Genomic DNA, 20,795 nt, shown 5'->3' with positions numbered 1-20,795 from the left:
GTGGTCATGGGGTCCACTCGGAGAGAATGGATTCGACGGCATCTTCTCCGAGCTTGGGTCCGCGCCCGTGAACACGCGCCGGGGTCGAACTGAACTTGATGGGTGAGCCGGCAATGGTGACAGGCTCGTCCGAACCCGGCTGTTCCACCTCGACCAACATCTCGCGGCGACGCACGTGCTCGTCGGCGAATATGTCCGCGGCGTTGTTGACCGGCCCGATCGGCACGCGTCCGCCGAGGACGGCGATCACGTCGGCCGTGGTCCGAACGGACAGCCATTCCTCGAGCACCTTGCGAACTTCGTCGGCATTGGCGACTCGCGACGTGTTGTCCGCGAACCGCGGGTCGTCGGCGAGTTCGGGTCGACCCATCGCCTCTGTGAGAGTTCTCCAGTGGTGGTTGCTGGGAGCGGCGACTGCGATCCATCCGTCAGTCGTCTGCATGATGTCGAACGGCGCGAGCAGTGGGTGCCCGTTGCCCATGGGGCCTGGTGTCACCCCGAGATAGGAGTGTTGGTACACGATGCGTTCGCACAGTGCGAGTACCGCGTCGTACATCGCGACGTCGACGAACTGACCTTCTCCGGTGCGTTCGGCGTGCCGTACCGCGGTGACGACCCCCAGGGCGAGAAGCGTCCCCGGGAAGATGTCGCCGATTCCCGGGCCGGCCTTGTGTGGGGTGCCGTCGAGAGGCCCGGTGATTCCGGCGAACCCGCCCATCGCCTGTGCCACGACATCGAATGCCGGCCATGCCTCGTACGGACTTCGACCTGTCCGCGCGTCGCCGAAGCCACGGAGAGCCGCGTAGACGAGCCGGGGGTTCACCTGGTGCAGCACTTCGTAGCCGAGGCCGAGCCGGTCCATTACTCCGGCCGAGAAGTTCTCGATCACCGCGTCTGCGACGCGGACCAGATCCAGGAACGCGGACACACCTGCCTCGGTCTTCAGGTCGAGCACGATGCTGCGCTTACCCCTGTTCACCGACTGGAAGTAACCGCCGAGGGCCTGCGACCGATCGTCACTCTCGCGGAACGGGCCCATGCCACGTGTTCGATCGCCCACCGCAGGCTCGACTTTCACGACATCGGCGTCCAGGTCGGCCAGCAACATGGTGGTGAACGGCCCAGCCAGCATCGACGTCAGGTCGAGTACCTTGATTCCGTGCAGGGGCCCCGAACGGGCGGCCAGGGTCATGCCACACCGCACAGTCGGGCCCTGACCAGAACGGCGTCGAAGATACGGGCAGTGGCCGCATCGATCATCATGCCCTGGAACGACGCCGCGCCGAGTCCCGCCGCCTCGGCTTCCTGGACGGCCTGAACGGCTGCGGTGGCACGTTCGATCTCGGTCGTGGTGGGCGCGAACACCTCGTTGGCGATGGAGATCTGGCTGGGGTGGATCGCCCACTTCCCGACGCTTCCCAGTGTTGCTGCCCACGATGCTTCGCGCTCGTAACCCTCCGGGTTCGAGATCGCACCGTACGGTCCGTCGACCGCGTCAAGACCGTTGGCTCGCGCTGCACCGATCATCCGATTGCGGGCGTAATGCCACACGTCTCCCGGATATCCGTGGTTGCCCTCCGACGCCGCGCCGATATGACCCAGACGGATGCCCTGACTCGCGGACAGGTCACCGACCCCGAGAATCAGTGCTTCCAGCCGCGGCGAGCAGGCGGCGATCTCCTCGACACGAGAGAGCGCCTGCGTTTCTTCGATGAGCACCTCGAGCCCGATCTTGCCGACTTCGAGACCGAACTGCATCTCGAGCTGCGTCAGCAGATCGTCGACGAACCAGACATCCCGTGGCCCATACACTTTCGGGATGATGACCACATCGAGGTTGGCGCCGGCTGCGGAGACGATCTCGTACAAATCCCCGTGGCACCATTGCGTGCTGACCGGATTGATACGGCACGCCCGCGTCTTGGTGCCCCAGTCCAGGGTGTTCAGTCCGTCGATGATGTTCGCCCGTGACGGAGCTTTGAGCGCCGGGACGACTGAGTCCTCGAGGTCGAGGAAGACGAGATCTGCATCGCTCGCAGCGGCTTTCGCGATCATCTTGGTGCTGTGTGCGGGCGTGGAGAGTTCGCTTCGACGAAGTCGGCTGCTCGACATGGGTGATCCTTACTTCTGGAGGGTGGGTCGGTCGCCGCGGGCGGCGACCAAGTTGGTTCGGACGAGTTCGAGAACGGCGTCGCCGCGCTGATTGCACGCCGTGGTCCGCCACGACACGATCCCGACGCCCGGCTTCTTGCTGGACAGGCGCATCGAGAGCACCCGGGAACTCGCGGTGATGGTGTCGCCCGGATAGACCGGCGCGAGAAAGACGCAGTCGTCGATTCCGAGGAAGGGCCCGCCGCTCTCGCTGAGGTCTTCCACGGACAAGCCGACGGCGGTACACAGGACGAGCATGGGGTTGACGACAGCGTCGGGGTGACCTTGAGACTTGGCGTACTCGACGTTCAGGTGGAGGGGGAGCCACGCGCACGTCGCCGTCGAGAAGGAGACATTGTCGGCGGACGTGACGGTTCGGCCCCAGTGGTGATCCATGGTCTGCCCGGGTGCGAAGTCTTCGTATTTGTTACCCCGCGAGACGACGGGGAACGTGTCGAGATCGGGGAGCGTCCTGTCCGGAGTCGACTGCGAACCGGAGCCACCTCGGCCCTGAACATCGACGTTCTGTGTGGGCGAGTCGCTGTCGTCGGCCAGGCTGCCGGGGTGTGAAGGCATGGGTACATCTTGTCGGAGTTTTAAAGTTTGTCAACGAACAACTTTTTGGAGACCAGCTCAGAGCCGCCCGGGTGAAAGATAGTTGGCCGGTCACTTATGTTCCTGATAGTGTTCCACGTCATAGACGGTGCTGACGCACCGTAGACGGTGGACAGCGGGAGTCGAGCTCCCGGGGAGAGGAGCGCGACTCCGTGACGTTGAATGCCTGTGTCGTCGGCTTGGGAACGAGCGACCTGATCGGCAAGGACCCTGGCCGCAGCCCCCTTCGGCTGCAGTTCGAATCCTTCCGTGCCGCCTTGAGCGACGCGAACTTGGTGAAGTCCGACATCAACGGACTGGTCACCGCGTGGGGAGCCCCGCGCGGAGTCGATTACGACGAGTTCGTGGTCGCGGCCGGCCTCGATCTGGGATGGGTGTCCCAGCTGTGGACTCACGGTCGCTGGACCGCCACCGCCGTCCAACAAGCAGCGATGGCAGTCACTCTGGGACTGGCCGACGTGGTCGCCGTGATCAACAGCCACGTCTCCGCCACCGGGTATGCACGGCACCTGCCTCCCATGAGCTCGGCTCTGGGGGGAATGGACGAAGCGCTCCGCGACGGCGGCGGTCCGTACGCCAACTGGACACTGCACGGCACGCCGGGTGCGGGTGCCGGGGCGGCGCTCGCGGCGCAGCAGTACATGGACCGTTACGGCGCGACATCCACCGACCTCGCGAGCATCCCCGTGACGATGCGCCGCTACGCCGCCGACAATCCCATGGCCGTCAAACACGGCGAGGAACTCACCGTCGAGACCTACCTGGCCGAACCGGAGATGATGGGGCCGCTACGCCAGTCCGACTTCTGCGAGATGGTCGACGGGTCGTCCTGCTTGCTCGTCACCACTCGCGAGCGAGCAGCAGACCTCGGCCGACCGGCGGTACACATCGCCGGCATACAAGGCTTGAGGTCGAGTCGAGACAACTACGTGTTCTTCTCGCGTCCCGGAATGGGTGCCGGTGTCAGCCCGAGTTACGACTACGTCGCTCCCGAGACCTCTCCCGCACTGGAGATGGCAGGGGTGACGCGCGGCGACCTCGACGGATTCTTCACCTACGACCCGTTCTCGCATCAGATCTGGATGGCCCTCGAGCGCTGGGGTTTCTGCGCTCCGGGTGAGGCGGCCGCCTATTGCCGGGAGACGGGCATCGGACTCGATTCTCCGCTGCCCATGAACACATCCGGTGGATCTCTCGCCGAGGGCCACACCTACGGATACGGCCACATGTCGGAGATGGTTCGACAGCTGCGGGGCGAAGCCGGCGCGCGTCAGATCGTCGGCGCCGAGGCTCTGCAATGGGGTACCCCGTGGGGCGACTCACTGGTGCTCACGAACGAGAAGGTGAGCTGATGACCTCGTCCGAATTCGACGCCGACACAGCGCTGACCACAGTGAAGGCCGGCCGCGGTCCGTCGCAACACGTGCATCCGGATGTCGCAGGGTTCTGGAATGCCCTGTCCGCCGGCCATCTCGCACTTCAACGGTGCGGCGAATGCTCGACGATCAGGTTCCCCCTCTCCACACATTGTCACGTGTGCCTGAGTGGTGACTACGCATGGGAGCGAATCGATCCGCGGGGCACGGTCAACGTGGCAGTCAAGATTCACGAGGGCGTGTCGACGATGCCCTACAGTGGCGCCAGCCTGCCGGAACCGTGGAAGAGCATGGCGCCGTTCGTGACCGGTGCGGTCGACATGGAGGTAGGGGTTCGGCTACCGGGCCGAATCCTGTGCAGCTGCGACAAGGCACTGTCCCCGGGAACCCCGGTGACGGCCGTTCTACTCGACACACGCGATGGCGCGCCCGTCCACGGGTTCGTCCACGACTGCAACTCGAGCACAAGCGAATCAAGCAACAGGGAGTGGTGATGAGTGCCAGCGACGTGTCACGTCCGACATCGGCGGGCTTTTCTATCGGAATCGACGTGGGCGGGACTTTCACCGACCTCGCCTGCGGCGACGGAACGTCGTTGTGGCGTGCGAAGTCCCCGACCGATCCGCAGAACTTCGGGCGCGGTGTGCTCGGCGCCTGCCGCATCGTGGCCGATCAGATCGGGCTCGACCTCGGCGAATTCCTGAGCAGGGTGCAGCGTTTCGGACTGGGCACCACTGCGGTGACCAACGCCCTGGTGGAGAAGCAGGGGGTGAAGGCAGGGCTGCTCACCACGGCCGGTTTCGAGGACACCATCTCCATGGCCCGTTCGCGTCGCGTGTCCGTCGACGGTTTCCTGCTGCCGCCGTGGAGTCCCGTCGAGCGGGCTGCCGTGGTCGGTGTGCACGAGCGGGTCGATCGCGACGGCAAAGTGCTGTTCTCGGTGGATCTCGACGCGGTACGCGTCGCCGTCGACGACCTGATCACGACGCACGGCATCGAAGCGCTGGCGGTGTCCTTCCTCTGGTCGTTCAAGAACTCGGACAACGAACTCGCTGTGGTCGACTTCGTCCGGCGCGAGTTCCCTGATCTTCCTGTCTTCAGCGGAGTCGAGCTCCACCCCAGCATCCGTGAATACGAGCGAACTCTGGTGGCGACGCTCAACGCGGTGATGAGCAAAGCCTTGGACGGGATCGAATCTCTCGCCGACGAACTCGCCGACACCGGCTTGACCGTGCCGCTTCTGCTTCTGCAGACGAGTGGAGGCACGGTCACCCTCGCGGAAGCGCGACGGTCACCGGTCGTCCTGGTGGCGTCCGGACCGGCTGCGGGAGTCATGGCCGCTGCGGAAGTGTGCGCCGACGAGGGCATAACCGACTCCATCTGCGGTGACATGGGCGGAACGAGTTTCGACCTCGCCGTCATCGCCGGCGGCCTGCCCCAGCGCTCCGAACGCGGGGAACTGCACGGGATGATCATTGCGCAGCCGCGCATCGACACACTGTCCATCGGCTCGGGCGGTGGGTCGATCGCCTGGGTGGACGGACGCGGGCTGCTGAGAGTCGGTCCCCGGTCTGCCCGAGCGTGGCCCGGTCCCGCGTGCTACGGCAACGGCGGCACGGACGCGACCATCACCGATGCGCTCGTCGTTCTCGGGTACATCGAGCCGAGCAGCTTCCTCGGCGGCACAATGGCACTGGACCGCGAGGCCGCCCGAGCCGTGTGCAAGAACCTCGGTGATCGGATGGGTCTCTCGGCCGAGGCCACGGCGTGGGGAATCCGGGAGATAGCGCTGGCGGAGATGACGAAGGCTACGCGGCTGCACGCGGGGTCGAGCGGGCTCGACCCGCGCACACTCACCTTGATCTCGTACGGGGGCAGCGGTGGCTTGTTCACAGCGAGCATCGCGGTCGAGGCGAACATCCCCCATGTGGTCGTTCCGCCGGCCGCCTCGGTGCTCTCCGCATTCGGTGCAGCGTCGGCGGACGTCCGTCGCCAGCGCATCAAGTCTGCCGACGTCCTGCTCACCAGCGCCGACGCGGGGGACATGAGTGCGGAACTGACGCGGCTCGGTGCTGCGGTGTCGCGCGACGTCGGTGACGACGGCGTGCCGGAGGCAGATCGGGTGGTGACCTACGACGTCGGCGTCCGCTTCTTCCGCCAGACGTCCGAGGTGTCCGTGACGCTCGGCGACACCACCTTCGACGCCGATGCGATTCGCACCGCCTTTCTCGATCAGTACGCCGCGCGCTACGGAATGGGCGCCATCGGCCGAAACGCACAACTCGAGGTCACGTTCGTTCGGGCTGTGGCCACCGGCAGGTTGCCACGCGCCACGTTCCCCGTCGACACGGCCACCAGGTCGAGCGGCGGCGTCGAGCCGTCCTCGCACCGCGATGTCTTCCTCGACCGAGACGGCAGCCACTCGGTTCCGTGTTACCGAACGACCGACCTCGTTCCCGGCGACCGGATCGACGGCCCTGCTCTCGCCGACGACGTCGACACCACCGTGTTCGTTCCGCGCGGCACCACGCTCACGGTCGGTGAGCGTCGCTCCCTTCGATTGGATGTGAATACCGATGCAGCTTGACAACATCGCCGTGGAGGTTCTGCGGCACCAGCTCGAGGCGTTCTGCGGTGAAGGTGCCGCGACGATCAAGCGCACCGCGGTGAGTCCGTTGGTCGTCGAGGGTGGCGACTACTCCTGCACCATGCTCGATGCCGGCGGCAAACTCGTCACCGGCGGTGGCCATATCGCGTACCACTTCTACGCCGCCACCAACGCCATCGCGGGCGTCTTCATCGAACACGGAGACGACATCCACGACGGGGACGTCTTCCTGGCCAACGATCCGCACCGCGGTGGTGGCCTTCATGCACAGGACATCTTCGTCATGCGTCCCGTCTTCGCCGAGGACCGTGTGGTCGCGTGGATGGCGAATTCGTCGCACCTGGTCGATGTCGGAGGGATGCAGCCGGGTTCGTTCGCGCCGGATGCGACGGACTGCTTCCAGGAGGCACTTCGCTTTCCGGCGGTCAAGGTCATCGCTCGCGGCGTCGAACAGCGCGACATCTGGAACATTCTTCTGAACAACGTCCGCATGCCGGATCTGGTGGAGATGGACATTCGTGGGTTGATGGCGGGCGTCGACGTGGCGACCGCCAAGGTCCAGCAGCTCGCCGAACGGATCGGGGCAACTGCACTCCAAGACGGTTTCGACGAGCTCAACCGACGCACCGAGTCAGCAGTCCGCGCCGAGATCGCGCAGATCGAAGATGGTGTGTATCGGTCGACGAGCTGGACGGAATGGAACGACGAGCGTTTCCGCATTCCCTGCACCACCACCGTCGACGGCGATTCGATCCAGTTCGACTTCACCGGCGCAGCCCCGCAGACACAGCACTTCTTCAACACCAAGCAGTACATCGTCAAAGGCAAGATCGGAGTCGAGCTGCAGCGGCTGATCGGCCGTGACCTGCCGCTGAATCAGGGGTACTACGAAGCATTGAGTGTGCTGTGTCCCCGAGGAAGCATCCTCGATTGCGTTCATCCGGCGCCCGTCGGCGCGGCGCACCTGATGGCGTCGCACGACGCCAGCGAAGCCGCGATGCGTACCTTCCACCAAGCCGTTGCAGCGTCTGCGGAGAGCCCGAGCCGGCCCTTCCTGTCGAGCTCGCAGACGATGTCCGCGAACGCTGTCGTCACCTTCTCGGGCAAGGGTCTCAGCGGGGCCACCGACTCCTGGATCATGATCGACGGCACAGCCGTAGGATCGCCCGCCGGAAACGACCGTGACGGAACCGATTACAACTTCTATCTCGTCGGACACCAGGCAGCGATCCAGACCAACGATGTCGAGGTCACCGAGTCGTGGTACCCACTCCGGTTCGACTACCGGCGTCGATCGTGTGATGCGTCCGGCGCGGGGCAGTTCCGGGGAGGCCGCGGAGTCGACTTCGCCTTCACCGTCGACGGGTCACCCGGTCTCGTCGGAGCGAGTATCGGTGGCCACGGGAATGTTCCGATGCCCGGCACCGCAGGTGGGTCTCCGGGGCGTCCGTCGACCGTCGAACTTCACGAACCAGACGGTGTAGTGAACCGGATCGGTACCCTCACACAGGGTTTCGATCTTCCCGAGGGGCACAGCTACGCAATTCGAGCTGCCGGCGGCGGCGGCTGGGGCGACCCGCTGGATCGTGATCCAGCCGCCGTTGTCGCCGACGTCGCAGACGGGCTGATCAGCGTCGACGAGGCCGGTCGGGTCTATGGTGTCGACGCGGCCGACGGATCCACCTCGGGGCGCGCCGACATACTGCGCGCCCGGTTGGCGGACGCGCGTCCTCCGGCGTGTGTTCCGGCTGCGGTGGATGCCCAGAACTATGCGTCTGCACCGCCTCGACCGATCGCGGCCGGGGTGGAGCAGCGCGGGGGAGTGGCCGTCAGCGCGCGCTCGGGCGCAGTGCTCGCACTGGCACCTGCACACTGGACGGACGGATGCCCTCTCCTGGTGGAGGAGGTCGCACACGGAGTCGAGACCCGGAGTTACCTCGATCCCGGCACCGGGCACATTCTGCACACCGAGGTGGCCACGGCCGGTGACGAGCGAAGCTTCGAATCCAGCCCGAAGCGGTGGCGCACCTGGTCGAACGATCGGACGCAGTGACATGGACAAGAAAGTAGTCGTCGTCGGGGGTGCCAGCGGCGTGGGCGCGGCATGCGTGCGATCGCTGGCGGAGGCGGGTGCATCCGTGGTCTCCCTCGATCGGTCGGAGGAGTCCGGACGTAGCGTTGCCGAGAAAGCCGGCCAGACGTTCCTGCAGTGCGATGTGACCGACCGGGATCAAGTGTTCGCGGTCATGGACGAGGCGGTGGGCGTTCTCGGGGCGCTGGACTCGCTCGTCCATGCCGCGGGCATCCTGGTCCAGGGTCCCGCCGAGGACGTCACGGATCGCGACTGGGCACGCGTCATGGACGTCAACGCGCGCGGGCCCATGCTGACCAACCAGGCGGCATTCCCCCATCTGCGCAAGGGCGAACGCAGCAGCATCGCGAATTTCGCGTCGTCGTCCGCGCTCACCGCTTACCCGAACGGCGCCATGTACGCAGCGTCGAAGGGCGCTGTCACTGCATGGACTCGGACCATCGCCGTGGAATGGGCGACGCACGGCATCAGGGCCAACGTGATTCACCCGAGCGCGTCGACCGCAATGTTGGAGCAGCACCGCGCGAAGATGACCGAGGAGGAATTGGCAGCGTTCGACGCCGCCATCCGACAGAAGATTCCGCTCGGAGGTGTATTCGGTGATCCCGACCGTGACATCGCGCCGGTGATCACCTTCCTCGTCAGTGACGGTGCGCGATTCATGACCGGTCAGAACATCGCGATCAACGGCGGCTACTACATCTGACCGACGGATGTCTGTCGATACGAAACGCCGCCACTGTCACTGACAGTGGCGGCGTTTCGCGTCGAACGCACTTCTCACACAGGCACCGGGGCCTCCGCGCCTGCGCGGTGGGCGTCGATGCTCAGACGCGCCACCGCAGCGAGGTGCTCGCTTTCGTCGCCCAGCAGAATGCGGTCCACCTTCGCACGCCGCCAGTACAGATGTGCATCGTGTTCCCACGAGAAACCCAGCCCGCCAAGCACGTGAATGAGTGTCTCGGCAGCGGTCTCGAACGTTCCGGCGCAGTACGCCTTGGCGGACGACGCTGCGATCGGCAGTTGATCAGGTGCGTGGTCCGCCGCCCAGGCGGCCCACCACACGAGTGAACGCAGCTGGTCGACGGCCACCCAGTCGTCCACCAGCCGGTGCTTGACAGACTGGAAAGCGCCGATCTCCCGACCGAACGCCTGCCGGGTCTTGGCGTGTTCGATGCTCATCTCGACCACGCGGTCCGCGGCGCCGAGTCCTTCGGCGGCCAGAATCACGCAGGCGACCGAACGGGCCCGATCCCAGCGCTCGCGAGCGCCCGTGGCGATCACCTCCGACGACGTCAACTCGACAGTGCCGAGCCCACGTGTGCCGTCGATGGCCTCGCCGGGAGTCACTCGGCCCACACCGAGCACCAGGTCGTCACCGTCCATCGCGAGAAAGTGCGTAGCATCGACCACGTCCATCGAGGGACCCGGGCCGTCCAGAACTGCGATCGCCGAACGTCCTTCACTGACCGCGTTCAGCCGGGCGTCGTCGCCTTCGAGCAACACTGCGACCCGAGCGGCGGTGGCGAGTGACGGCCCGGCGAGTTGACGGCCGGCCTGTTCTGCGACCAGGGCGAGGTTCAGCAGCTCGGAGCCGACGCCGCCGCCCTGCTCCGGAATCGTCAGCGACGAGAAGCCGTACTCGGCGAGGCTTCGACGCCCCGGCGCCGGCTCGCCCGGTTCGTCCAGGAGCGGGCGAGCACGGGCGGGGCCCGCATGCTCGGCGAAGAAATCACGCGCGTGCCGCGAGAAGCTCCGCAGCTCGTCGTCCATGTCGAAATTCACTATCGTTACCTCTTGTCCGTGGCTGTCGTGGCAGGGGTCGAGCGGGCAGGTGTGCGGGCCGAGTCCGACGGCAGACCCAGCACACGCTCTCCGAGGATGTTGCGCAGGATCTCGTCGGTTCCACCGGCGAGCGCAATGCCCGGTGTGGAGGCCTGCGACGATGCCCATCGCCAATCGCCGTCGCGGGAGCGCGCCAGCACGGCGTCGTCTCCGAGCAGTCGCACCCCGAGATCCGCTGTGGCGTGCGCGATCTTCACGGCCGTGAGCTTTCCGGCGCTCGCTTCCGGACCCGGCCGGCCGTCTTTCTCGATGCGAGTCTGCAACCGGTAGCCCGTGTAACGCGCGGCCAGAGACTCGACCAGTACCCGTCCCAACGCTTCCACCGCGAGCACGCGCTGCGTCTCGTCCAGATGAGGGAGTCGGTCCGCTGCATGCGCGACGAGTGCATCGCTTCGGACGCCCAGCTCACCGCCACCTCCGCCGATGGCCATGCGTTCGTTCATGAGTGTCGTCAACGCGACGCGCCACCCGTCGTCGACGGCACCGAGGCGCTCGGAGTCCGCGATGACGACATCGTCGAGGAAGACCTCGTTGAAACTGGTGTGCCCGTTCATCTGCCGCAGCGGACGCACGGTCACGCCGGGGGCGTGCATGTCGATGACGAACATCGTGAGTCCGCGGTGCCTCGAGGCGTCCGGATTGGTCCGCGCGAGGAGAATCCCGTAGCGGCAGTACTGCGCCAGGGTCGTCCATACCTTCTGGCCCTGGATGTGCCAACCATCCTCCTGCAGTACGGCTCTGGTGCGCACGGCCGCGAGATCGCTGCCACTGCCGGGCTCACTGAAAAGCTGGCACCACATGTCGTCCGCGCGCAGAAGTCTGCGAATGTAACGTTCTTTCTGATCCTCGCTGCCGTGCGCGAGAACCGTGGGTCCGCACATTCCCAGACCCACGTGACCGATCGGCCCCGAGATGCGAGCGCGATGCAGTTCCTCGTTGATCACGGCCTGCTTGGCATTGTCTCCGCCGCCGCCGCCGTACTCAGGGGGCCAGGTGTAGCCGATGAGGCCACCGTCGTAGAGGACGGCCTGCGTGTGTCGCAGCAGTTCGACCCGGTCAACTCCCGGTTCCTCGAGATTGGAACCGTCGCCGTGGGCGAGATCGTCGTGGTGATCGACCAGAAACGCGCGTACTTCGTCGCGAAAGCGACTCTGGTCGGGGGTGTCGTCGAAGTCCATGTGTCAGTCTTCCTGTCGAGTTTTCCGGCTCGTGCCCGGCGGGTCCGCACAGCTCTGGTGACGGAAGCGACTCGGCGCATCGTGTTTCGCCTACACACAGTCATAGCGGACCTGAGCGCGGATAGGAAGAGAAACTTTGTTGGTTGACAAATTAAAACAGCCGCAGGCATGCTGTCGTGATGCAGAACACGCGGCTGTCGCCGCTCAACGGTCGGAGGGTGGAGTCGTGAGGACATACGGTCACTGGATCGGCGGTCGCGACCACGCACCGAACTCGGGTGGTCGGATTCGATCGACCTCGCCGTGGAACGGTGATGCGGTCGCCGACATCGCGGCCGGTGACGCAGCGGACGTCGCCCGTGCCGTCGAAGCCGGTGCGGAAGCGCTCGAGGCGTGGCGAACTCTCAAGCCCGGTGTTCGCGGTCGGTTGCTGGCAGACATCGCCGACGGTATCCGAGCCGAGCGTGAGCTCCTGGCAGAACTCGAGGGTGCTGAGGCCGGCAAGCCCGCTCCCCAATCCCTGCGTGAGATCGATTCAGCTGCAGCCTACTTCGACTTCTACTCCGGACTGGCCAACATCCCGTCCGGCGAAGTGATCGATCTGGGGCCCGGCCGACTCGGCTACACGACGCGCGAACCCTACGGCGTCATCGGCGTGATCACCCCGTGGAATGCGCCACTGAACCAGGCGACTCGTGCGATCGCGCCGGCGTTGCTCGCCGGCAACGTGGTGGTCGTGAAGCCGTCGGAGTTCACGTCCGCGACCACGCTGGAACTCGGTCGGATCGCCTCCGCGGCGGGTCTTCCCGACGGTGTCCTGAACATCGTCACCGGTGACGGAGCAGGCGCCGGACAAGCCCTGGTGGAACATCCTGTGGTGCGCAAACTCGCCTTCACCGGTTCGGTGCGCGCCGGCCGCCAGATCGGCCGCATCGCGGCGGACCGGATTCTCCCGCTGACGCTCGAACTGGGCGGCAAGTCGGCCAACATCGTCTTCGCCGATGCGGACCTCCCCGCGGCGGCGGCAGGGGCCGTGTTCGCCTTCACCGCGAACGCAGGTCAGATCTGCAGCGCAGGAACACGGTTGCTTGTCGCGGACGAGGTTCACGACCGATTCGTCGAGCTTCTTCTCGACGAAGTCGCGAAGATTCGTCCCGGCGAATCCTACGGACAGATGACCACCGAGGACCAGTTCGCGAAGGTCCAGTCGTACTTCGAGGTGGCGCGTGCCGACGGAGCGACGCTGGCGGCTGGTGGCACGGCCACCGGGGACGGCTGGCTCATCGAACCGACCGTATACACCGATGTCACCAATTCCATGGCCGTCGCACGGGAAGAAATATTCGGCCCGGTTCTCACGGTGCTGCGTTTCGGTTCCGAGGACGACGCGGTCGCCATCGCCAACGATTCCGACTATGGGCTCGCAGCCGGGATCTGGACCGTCGACATAGCGCGGGCGCACCGCGTCGCCGGTCGTCTGGAGGCCGGACAGATCTACGTCAACGAGTGGCTCGCCGGACTGGTCGAAGGACCATTCGGCGGTGTCAAGAACAGTGGCTACGGCCGAGAGAAGGGTGTGGAAGCGTTGCATCATTACACGCAGACCAAGTTCGTGGCGGTGAAGCTGTGAGCACACAGCTGGGCGGTCTCGATGACCAGTACGTGACCTTGCGAGAACGCGCGCGCGAGCTCGCTCAGTCGTGCATGGAGCACGCCGAGCGTGCCGACGAGAGCGACTCCATCGATGCTTCGGTGCTCGCACTGCTGAAGGAGAGCGGTCTGGCGTCCGTTCAGGTACCCGCCGCGTACGGCGGGCACTTCGAGCGGCCCGATTCGCTCGCCGTCACCGTGATTCGCGAGCAACTGGCAGCATCGTCGAGCCACCTCGACTCGCTGTTCGCGATGCAGGGCATCGGCAGCTACGCCATCGCGGTGGGAGGCACCGACGAGGTCAAGGCGCACTGGCTGCCGAAGGTTGCTGCGATGGATGCCATTGCCGCACTGGCACTCACCGAGCCGGATGTCGGCTCGGACCTCAAAGCGCTCGCTACCACCGTCAAGGCCGACGGTGACGAGGTGGTGGTGCACGGCACCAAAAGTTTCATCACCAATGCGGGTGACGCGAGCTACTACTGCGTGCTCGGCAAGGAGGAGACCGACGACGGTGTCGGTTTCTCGTTGATTCTCGTTCCTGCGGACACTACTGGTGTTCGAACCAGCAGGCCCCACCAGATCATGGCCCCGCACGTGCTGGGCGATGTCGAGTTCGATGGCGTGCGCGTTCCGATTTCGCATCGACTCGGAGTGCCGGGTAAGGGTTTCGATCTGGTTCTGGCCACTCTGGCGACGTTCCGGGTCTCCGTGGCAGGCGCGGCTATCGGCACCGCACAGGCGGCACTGGACGTGGCACTCGCACACACGACGGAGCGTCAACTGTTCGGTACGACGCTCTCTCGACTCGGCCCGGTACCTCAGATGCTGGCGATGTCCTGGACCGAGATCGAGATGGCACGGAGCTTCACCTACGACGTCGCCCGCGCAGCCGCGGCCGACCCGGCCGGGAATCTGCATCTGTCGTCGATGGCCAAGATCGGCGCGACAGAGGTCGCCGGACGTGTGGTCGACCGCAGCGTTCAGGTGATGGGCCGATTCGGCCTCGTCCGGGGCTCGCAGATCGAACGGTTGTATCGTGCCGCCCGACCGATGCGGGTGTACGAAGGGGCAACCGAGGTGTTGCTCGACTCGCTGGCGAAGAAGCTCGTGAGAGAGCACCGCGGATGATCATCGATGCCCACTGTCACGTATGGCCTGACGACATAGCCCGAAAGGTTCTCGCGAATCGTCCGGTAGGACTGGACCCGGTCCACGACGGAACGCTCGACGGCTTGCGGCGCACCATGGATGCAGCCGGCATCGACATGGCGATGACGCTGGCCGTGGCGAACGTGGGCCGAACGGTACGGCGTACCAACGAATTCGTCGGACAGGTGGACAGGTCCCGTTTCATCCCGTTCGGCACCGTTCACCCCGATCTGACGGTCGAGGAGAACCTGGCCGCACTGCGCGACAACGGTGTGGTCGGCGTCAAACTGCACCCGCTGTTCCAGGAGGTCGCCTTCTCGGACGAGCGAACCAGAGAGATTCTGATCGCGCTCGCGGAGAACGACATTCCTGTCATCGCGCACGTCGGCTCCGGGGGAGACGATCACCAGAACGCGAACGGCGCGCCGGAGAACCTTCATGCGATGCTCTCCGACATCACCGGATTACGGCTCATCGCAGCACATTACGGCGGCTACCAAGTTCTCGACGAGGCCGAACAGTGGTCTGTGGGAACCAGCGCCTATCTCGAGACGTCATGGCCTCCCAGCATGGGCGTGCTCGATCCGGAACGCGTCATTGCGATCATTCGACGTCATGGCGCGGACCGTGTCTTGTACGGCTCCGACTGGCCGATGACCGACCCCGCCACCGAGATCGCAGCCGTTCGTGCGCTGGGACTCAGTCCCGAGGAGGAATCGGGGATCCTCGGCGGAAACCTGGCGCGACTGCTCGGCATCGAATCTCCTTCGGCATCGTGACCTCGCAGTTTGTGACCGACAATCATCTCGTCCCTTCACCGACTCGGGAGTAATCAATGACCCAGTCCGACATCGAGCAGCCGGTACTCGTGACCGACGACGGGGGCGTGCGCACCATCACGCTCAACCGACCGGCGGCCCGTAACGCGGTCAACCTGGCTATGGCGACCGCGATCGACGCCGCCCTGACCGAATTCGACGAGCGGCGGGATCTCACCGTCGCCGTTCTCACCGCCAACGGATCGACATTCTGTGCAGGCATGGATCTCAAGGCTTTTCTCGCCGGGGAGCGGCCGCTGACTCCGGACCGCGGTTTCGCCGGTATCGCGCAGAAGCCGCCGCGCAAGCCCATCATCGCCGCGGTGAACGGCCCGGCCGTGGCAGGCGGCTTCGAGCTCGTGTTGGCATGCGATCTTATCGTCGCGGACGAGGCCGTCTTCTTCGCCCTGCCCGAGGTTCAGCGCGGCCTGGTGGCCACCGGTGGAGGACTGCTGCGGCTTCCGAGCCGAATCCCCTATCACCTCGCCATGGAGCTTGCTCTGACCGGCCGCCGCTTCCCCGTCGACGAGGCGCATCGGCTCGGGTTGATCAACAGAGTGACCGCGCCCGGTACCGCCTTCTCGGCGGCGCTCGAGCTCGCCGCGGAGATCGCGGCGTGCGGACCGCTCGCAGTCGCGGCGACCAAGCAGATCGTGCAGCAAGGCCCCGGCTGGCCCGCAGCCGAGGCGTTCGAGCGTCAAGCGGAGTTCGCGGCGCCGGTGCGATCGTCTGCCGACGCGGTGGAGGGGGCGCGTGCCTTCACGGAGAAGCGAGCTCCCGTATGGACCGGATCATGACCGACGATGTCGTCGAGAAAGCGAAGAAGCCATCATGGACTTGAATTTGACCGAGCGCGGCGTCATCGTGACCGGCGCGAGCAAGGGCCTGGGCCGAGCTGCTGCCCGGGCGCTGGCAGCCGAGGGAGCTCACGTTCTGGCGGTCGCCAGAACCGAGGAGAGTCTGACCCAGCTCGCCGCCGAGAATTTCGCAGGTGAGATCCACCCGTACGTCTGCGACATGCGTGACCGCGCGCGGGTCGGTGGGTTGGCGTCGGTCGCTGTGGAGCGGCTCGGACGGCTCGACGCCGTCGTCAACAACGCCGGCATCGCTCCCGCGGCGAACTTCCTCGAGATGGACATGGAGCTGTTCGACGACGTGATGGAGGTCAACGTGGCCTCGATCGCGATTCTGTCCCAGGCAGCAGCTCGTCACTTCGTCGAGGCCGGGCACGGTGGGCGGATCATCAACGTGGTCTCGACGTCCGGAATTCTCGGCAAGGCGACATTGGCGGCCTACTCGGCATCCAAGGGCGCGGCCATTCAGATGACCAAGGCGTTGGCAGCGGAGTGGGCACGTCATGACATTCAGGTGAATGCCATTGCGCCAGGCGCCTTCGCGACGGAAGCGCAGTCTTTCGTCACAGGCAACCCCGACGTGCTGGCCAAGCGGGTTCGCAAGATCCCGGCACGGCGTATGGCCGAGCCGGACGAGATCGGGCCCCTGGTGTGTTATCTGGCCTCGAGCAGTTCGAAATTCGTGTCCGGCGCGGTCTACGTCATCGATGGCGGCGAGACGGCTAAGCAATAGCCGATCGCCCGGCGTGATCCGGGTGTATCGGAGGCCCATCCGACGACCCTTGTGCCTGGTCCGGACGTGTGGTTCCATAAAACTAGTTGGTTGACCAATAAATCTTAGGAGTACCAGTGAGAGACGCAGTCATCGTCGATGCCGTCAGGACACCGATCGGCAAGAGAAGGGGCGCGCTGGCCGATGTCCATCCAGCGTCGATGTCCGCGGCGGTGTTGCGTGCGCTGACGGAACGCACGGGAATCGACCCGTCGATCGTCGACGACGTGATCTGGGGCTGCGTCAGCCAGGTGTCCGAGCAGGCCAGCAACATCGGCCGCAACGCCGTCCTCGCTGCAGGGTGGCCGGAGACGGTACCCGCCACCTCGGTCAACCGAGCGTGCGGCTCCAGCCAACAAGCTGTCAGCTTCGCGGCCGCCGGAATCATGTCGGGGCAGTACGAGTTCGCCGTGGCGGGTGGCGTCGAGTCGATGACGCGTGTGCCGATGGGCAGCGCTGCGCAAGGCGGGCAGCCTGCACCCGCGGAACTCCTCGAACGCTACGGAGTGAGCGGATTCAATCAGGGCAACGGTGCCGAGATGATCGCCGAACGGTGGGGCTTCTCTCGCACGGCACTGGACGAGTACGCACTGCGGTCGCACAGCCTCGCTGCGGCGGCCACCGATGCCGGCGCGTTCGCATCACAGGTGATACCACTCGGCGGACTCGACTCCGACGAAGGAATCCGTCGCGGCGGCTCACTCGAGAAGTTGGCCACGCTGCCCACGCCCTTCAAGGAGGACGGTGTGGTGTCGGCCGGCAACGCCTCGCAGATCTCGGACGGATCGGGCGCATTGCTGCTGACCACATCCGAGAACGCGACGGCACATGGGTTGACACCCCTTGCAAGGATCCACACCGCGGTGGTGGCCGGCGACGATCCAGTGATCATGCTGACCGCCCCGATTCGGGCGACCGCACTGGCGCTGAAGAAGTCGGGCCTGTCGATCGACGAGATCGGTGCTTTCGAGGTGAACGAGGCTTTCGCCTCGGTCCCTCTCGCGTGGTTGGCCGAGACGGGCGCGAAAGAGGATCGGATGAATCCGTTGGGTGGTGCGATCGCGGTGGGCCATCCGCTCGGCGGCTCAGGCGCGATCCTGATGACACGACTCGTTCACCACATGCGCGACAACGGGATTCGATTTGGATTGCAGACCATGTGCGAGGCCGGTGGTCTGGCCAACGCCACGGTCCTCGAACTGCTCTGACCGTTCCCTCGCCACACCTCGACACCCCATCGAGCCCGGATCGCCGGGCGCTTTCGACAAGGAGAATTTCGACATGGAACTGAACGGCAACGTATTCGCGGTGACAGGCGGGGCGTCGGGCCTCGGCTTCGCGACAGCGACGCGCGTGATCGAGGCAGGCGGGAAGGTGGCGCTCATCGACCTTCCGACCTCCGACGGCGACGCAGCGGCGGCCAAGCTGGGGGAGAACGCAGTGTTCGCCGCCGGCGATGTCACGGACGAGAACTCGTTCGGCGCAGCACTCGACGTCGCCGAGTCGCTGGGCCCGCTCAAGGGACTCGTGCACTGCGCAGGAAGCGGTCGCCGGGTTCGCGTTCTGGACAAGGAAGGCAACCCCGGCTCGATCGACGACTTCGAGTTCGTCATCAAGCTCAACCTGATCGGAAGCTTCCAGGCGTTGCGGCTGGGAGCAGCCCGAATGGCGAAGAACGAGGCAGTGGACGGCGAACGGGGAGCCATCGTCCTGACGGCATCCGTCGCTGCGTTCGAAGGCCAGATCGGTCAGGTCAACTACGCCGCCGCGAAGGCCGGCATCGTGGGCATGACTCTGGTCGCTGCACGCGATCTCGGTAGCCGGGGCATCCGGGTGTGCACCATCGCTCCCGGCATCATCGACACGCCGTTGCTCGGTCGCCTGCGCGAGGACATCCGCGAGGGCCTCGCAGCCAGCGTCCCCAACCCGCAGCGCCTCGGACGTCCCGACGAGTACGCACACCTGGCTACACACATTCTGGAGAATGCCTACCTCAACGGCGAGACCATCCGCCTCGACGGTGCGCTCCGCATGGCACCCCGCTGAGGTCGACATGACCGACGTCGATGCTGGTGACCTCATCTACACCGTCGAAGACGGTGTCGGGACCATCGTTCTCAATCGCCCCCACGCCAAGAACGCCTTCACACTCGAGATGATCGAGTCGTGGGCAGCCGCACTCCGGTCGGCACGGAGAGACCCCGACGTCCGAGTGGTGGTGGTGACCGGGGCCGGCAACGCCTTCTGCTCCGGAATCGACCTGTCCGTACTGGAGGCCGTGGGTGACGAGCCCCTCGCTCTCAAATCCATGCTGACGGAGGGCGTCCACGAGGTCGCCCGCGCCGTCGACGAGCTGTCGAAACCTGTTATTGCCGCGGTGAACGGTGCAGCCGTGGGCGCGGGCATGGACATGGCACTCATGTGCGACATCCGAATTCTGTCGCAGTCAGCCCGCATGTCGGAGGGCTACATCCGCGTCGGGCTGGTCCCCGGCGACGGCGGATGCTACTACCTTCCGCGGTTGGTCGGAACGTCGAAAGCACTCGAGCTGCTGTGGACCGGGGATTTCGTGAACGCGAACGAGGCACTGTCCATGGGCCTGGCCACCAGCGTCTTCGCGGACGACGATTTCCAGGCTGCGTATCGAGCTTTCGTCTCGCGACTCGCTGGGCTACCACCGATCAATGTCGCCATGATCAAGAAGGCCGTTCAGCAGTCCGTCCACACGGACCTTCGGACAGCACTCGACCTCATCTCGTCTCACCTGGCCGTCGTGCACGGGACACGTGACTCGCACGAGGCTCGTGCCGCCTTGCGCGAGCGTCGCACTCCACTCTTCGAAGGCAGATGAAGGCAGGTTCTCCGATCATGACCTCGCAGACCGCAGTGCACCCGCAGGGCTGGGTGCGCATGACCACACTCGACGGCGTCGCGTCGATCACGCTGAACCGCCCGGAGCGTAAGAACGCGATCGACGAATCGATGTGGCGCGCACTCGCAGAGATGCTCCGATACGTGCGGTACGACCCCGACGTCAGGGTGCTCGTACTGCAAGGAGCCAACGGCGACTTCTGCGCCGGCGCCGACGTCGCGAAAAGCAAGCACGACGAACACCCGATACCCAGACTGCGCCGCATCGGCGATGTGGCTCAGGCACTGTTCGATCTGCCGATGCCGGTGATCGCGAAAGTCGATGGGATCGCTGCGGGCGCTGGGCTGAACCTCGCGCTCGCCTGTGATGTCGTCGCTGCGTCCGACCGGGCGCGGTTCAGCGAGATCTTCGTGCGTCGCGGACTGTCCATGGATTCGGGTGGGTCGTGGCTCCTGCCACGCATCGTCGGGCTCCAGCAAGCGAAGCGTCTGGCTCTGCTCGCAGAAGTCATCGACGCACGCGAGGCGTTCCGCCTCGGGATGGTCACCTGGATCACACCGGCGGACGGTCTGGACGAGTTCGTCGCCGACGTGGCGCGAAAGTTCTCCGCACTTCCCCCCATCGCACTCGAGCAGACCAAATCGCTACTGAACGAGGGAACCCGCGTGGATCTGCCTACCGCCATTCGCAGCGAGGCCGCCGCGCAGTCGGTCAACTTCGCCACCGAGGATGCGCCCGCCGCGTTCCGTGCATTCCTCGACAAGACCCCGCCCCCGTCGTACACCGGCCGCTGGGCTGTGCGATGACTTCGG

General features: G+C 65.5%; 19 protein-coding genes. 14 read left to right on the top strand and 5 right to left on the bottom strand.

Annotated elements, in window-relative coordinates; all coding sequences use genetic code 11:
• Positions 1-4: 4 nt before the first annotated feature.
• From OHB23_RS00405 to OHB23_RS00395, 3 genes are read right to left on the bottom strand one after another with little or no spacing between them, the layout of a single operon-like run.
• Complete coding sequence (locus tag OHB23_RS00405) at positions 5-1,192, bottom strand: CaiB/BaiF CoA transferase family protein (protein WP_328810510.1); 1,188 nt, start codon at positions 1,190-1,192, stop codon at positions 5-7.
• Positions 1,189-2,112, bottom strand: coding sequence for an HpcH/HpaI aldolase/citrate lyase family protein (locus OHB23_RS00400; protein WP_328810509.1), 924 nt, complete (start codon positions 2,110-2,112; stop codon positions 1,189-1,191). The genes OHB23_RS00405 and OHB23_RS00400 overlap by 4 nt, the downstream gene beginning before the upstream one ends.
• A 9-nt stretch (positions 2,113-2,121) precedes the next feature.
• Complete coding sequence (locus OHB23_RS00395; protein WP_328810508.1) at positions 2,122-2,727, bottom strand: MaoC family dehydratase; 606 nt, start codon at positions 2,725-2,727, stop codon at positions 2,122-2,124.
• A 296-nt stretch (positions 2,728-3,023) separates the two neighbouring features.
• Here OHB23_RS00395 and OHB23_RS00390 point away from each other — a divergent pair, with 296 nt between their 5' ends.
• The 5 genes from OHB23_RS00390 to OHB23_RS00375 are packed head-to-tail and all read left to right on the top strand — an operon-like array spanning position 3,024 to position 9,548.
• A complete protein-coding gene (locus tag OHB23_RS00390; RefSeq protein WP_328810507.1) occupies positions 3,024-4,118 on the top strand; it encodes a thiolase family protein in 1,095 nt (364 codons plus the stop codon).
• Positions 4,064-4,636, top strand: coding sequence for a Zn-ribbon domain-containing OB-fold protein (locus OHB23_RS22920; RefSeq protein ID WP_442973004.1), 573 nt, complete (start codon positions 4,064-4,066; stop codon positions 4,634-4,636). The genes OHB23_RS00390 and OHB23_RS22920 overlap by 55 nt, the downstream gene beginning before the upstream one ends.
• The gene (locus OHB23_RS00385) at positions 4,636-6,729 is read left to right on the top strand and encodes a hydantoinase/oxoprolinase family protein (protein ID WP_328810506.1); all 2,094 of its coding nucleotides are present in this window, start codon (positions 4,636-4,638) and stop codon (positions 6,727-6,729) included. Before OHB23_RS22920 ends, OHB23_RS00385 begins: the two co-directional genes overlap by 1 nt.
• Positions 6,719-8,803, top strand: coding sequence for a hydantoinase B/oxoprolinase family protein (locus OHB23_RS00380; protein ID WP_328810505.1), 2,085 nt, complete (start codon positions 6,719-6,721; stop codon positions 8,801-8,803). The genes OHB23_RS00385 and OHB23_RS00380 overlap by 11 nt, the downstream gene beginning before the upstream one ends.
• Before the next feature lies 1 nt (position 8,804).
• Positions 8,805-9,548, top strand: coding sequence for an SDR family NAD(P)-dependent oxidoreductase (locus OHB23_RS00375; protein ID WP_328810504.1), 744 nt, complete (start codon positions 8,805-8,807; stop codon positions 9,546-9,548).
• Positions 9,549-9,622: 74 nt separating this feature from the next.
• Here the strand turns inward: OHB23_RS00375 and OHB23_RS00370 are convergent, their stop codons facing one another.
• Positions 9,623-10,627: an acyl-CoA dehydrogenase family protein gene (locus tag OHB23_RS00370; RefSeq protein WP_328810503.1), complete on the bottom strand. Its 1,005-nt coding sequence runs from the start codon at positions 10,625-10,627 to the stop codon at positions 9,623-9,625.
• A 5-nt stretch (positions 10,628-10,632) separates the two neighbouring features.
• Positions 10,633-11,865 (bottom strand): acyl-CoA dehydrogenase family protein, encoded by a 1,233-nt coding sequence (locus tag OHB23_RS00365; protein ID WP_328810502.1) that lies wholly within the window; start codon positions 11,863-11,865, stop codon positions 10,633-10,635.
• Between the two features lie 226 nt (positions 11,866-12,091).
• Between OHB23_RS00365 and OHB23_RS00360 the strand changes: the two genes are divergently transcribed.
• The 9 genes from OHB23_RS00360 to OHB23_RS00320 all read left to right on the top strand — a co-directional run bounded on the left by OHB23_RS00360 (position 12,092) and on the right by OHB23_RS00320 (position 20,789).
• The gene (locus OHB23_RS00360) at positions 12,092-13,495 is read left to right on the top strand and encodes an aldehyde dehydrogenase family protein (RefSeq protein ID WP_328810501.1); all 1,404 of its coding nucleotides are present in this window, start codon (positions 12,092-12,094) and stop codon (positions 13,493-13,495) included.
• A complete protein-coding gene (locus OHB23_RS00355; RefSeq protein WP_328810500.1) occupies positions 13,492-14,646 on the top strand; it encodes an acyl-CoA dehydrogenase family protein in 1,155 nt (384 codons plus the stop codon). The genes OHB23_RS00360 and OHB23_RS00355 overlap by 4 nt, the downstream gene beginning before the upstream one ends.
• Complete coding sequence (locus OHB23_RS00350) at positions 14,643-15,446, top strand: amidohydrolase family protein (RefSeq protein ID WP_328810498.1); 804 nt, start codon at positions 14,643-14,645, stop codon at positions 15,444-15,446. The genes OHB23_RS00355 and OHB23_RS00350 overlap by 4 nt, the downstream gene beginning before the upstream one ends.
• A gap of 56 nt (positions 15,447-15,502) precedes the next feature.
• Entirely contained in the window at positions 15,503-16,282 is a 780-nt protein-coding gene (locus tag OHB23_RS00345) for a crotonase/enoyl-CoA hydratase family protein (protein ID WP_328810497.1), read from the top strand.
• Positions 16,283-16,328: 46 nt separating this feature from the next.
• Positions 16,329-17,072 (top strand): SDR family NAD(P)-dependent oxidoreductase, encoded by a 744-nt coding sequence (locus OHB23_RS00340; protein WP_328810496.1) that lies wholly within the window; start codon positions 16,329-16,331, stop codon positions 17,070-17,072.
• Between the two features lie 116 nt (positions 17,073-17,188).
• Positions 17,189-18,319 (top strand): thiolase family protein, encoded by a 1,131-nt coding sequence (locus tag OHB23_RS00335; protein ID WP_328810495.1) that lies wholly within the window; start codon positions 17,189-17,191, stop codon positions 18,317-18,319.
• Between the two features lie 73 nt (positions 18,320-18,392).
• A complete protein-coding gene (locus OHB23_RS00330; protein WP_328810494.1) occupies positions 18,393-19,157 on the top strand; it encodes an SDR family NAD(P)-dependent oxidoreductase in 765 nt (254 codons plus the stop codon).
• A 7-nt stretch (positions 19,158-19,164) separates the two neighbouring features.
• The gene (locus tag OHB23_RS00325) at positions 19,165-19,962 is read left to right on the top strand and encodes an enoyl-CoA hydratase/isomerase family protein (RefSeq protein WP_328810493.1); all 798 of its coding nucleotides are present in this window, start codon (positions 19,165-19,167) and stop codon (positions 19,960-19,962) included.
• A gap of 17 nt (positions 19,963-19,979) precedes the next feature.
• On the top strand, positions 19,980-20,789 hold the full coding sequence (locus tag OHB23_RS00320; RefSeq protein ID WP_328810492.1) for an enoyl-CoA hydratase/isomerase family protein: 810 nt from the start codon (positions 19,980-19,982) through the stop codon (positions 20,787-20,789).
• The last annotated feature ends 6 nt before the right edge of the window (positions 20,790-20,795 follow it).

The sequence above is a fragment of the Rhodococcus sp. NBC_00294 genome (assembly GCF_036163995.1).
Taxonomy (GTDB): domain Bacteria; phylum Actinomycetota; class Actinomycetes; order Mycobacteriales; family Mycobacteriaceae; genus Rhodococcoides.
Note: the sequence above shows the minus strand (reverse complement) of the source record. Positions and strands in the feature narration are given on the sequence as shown.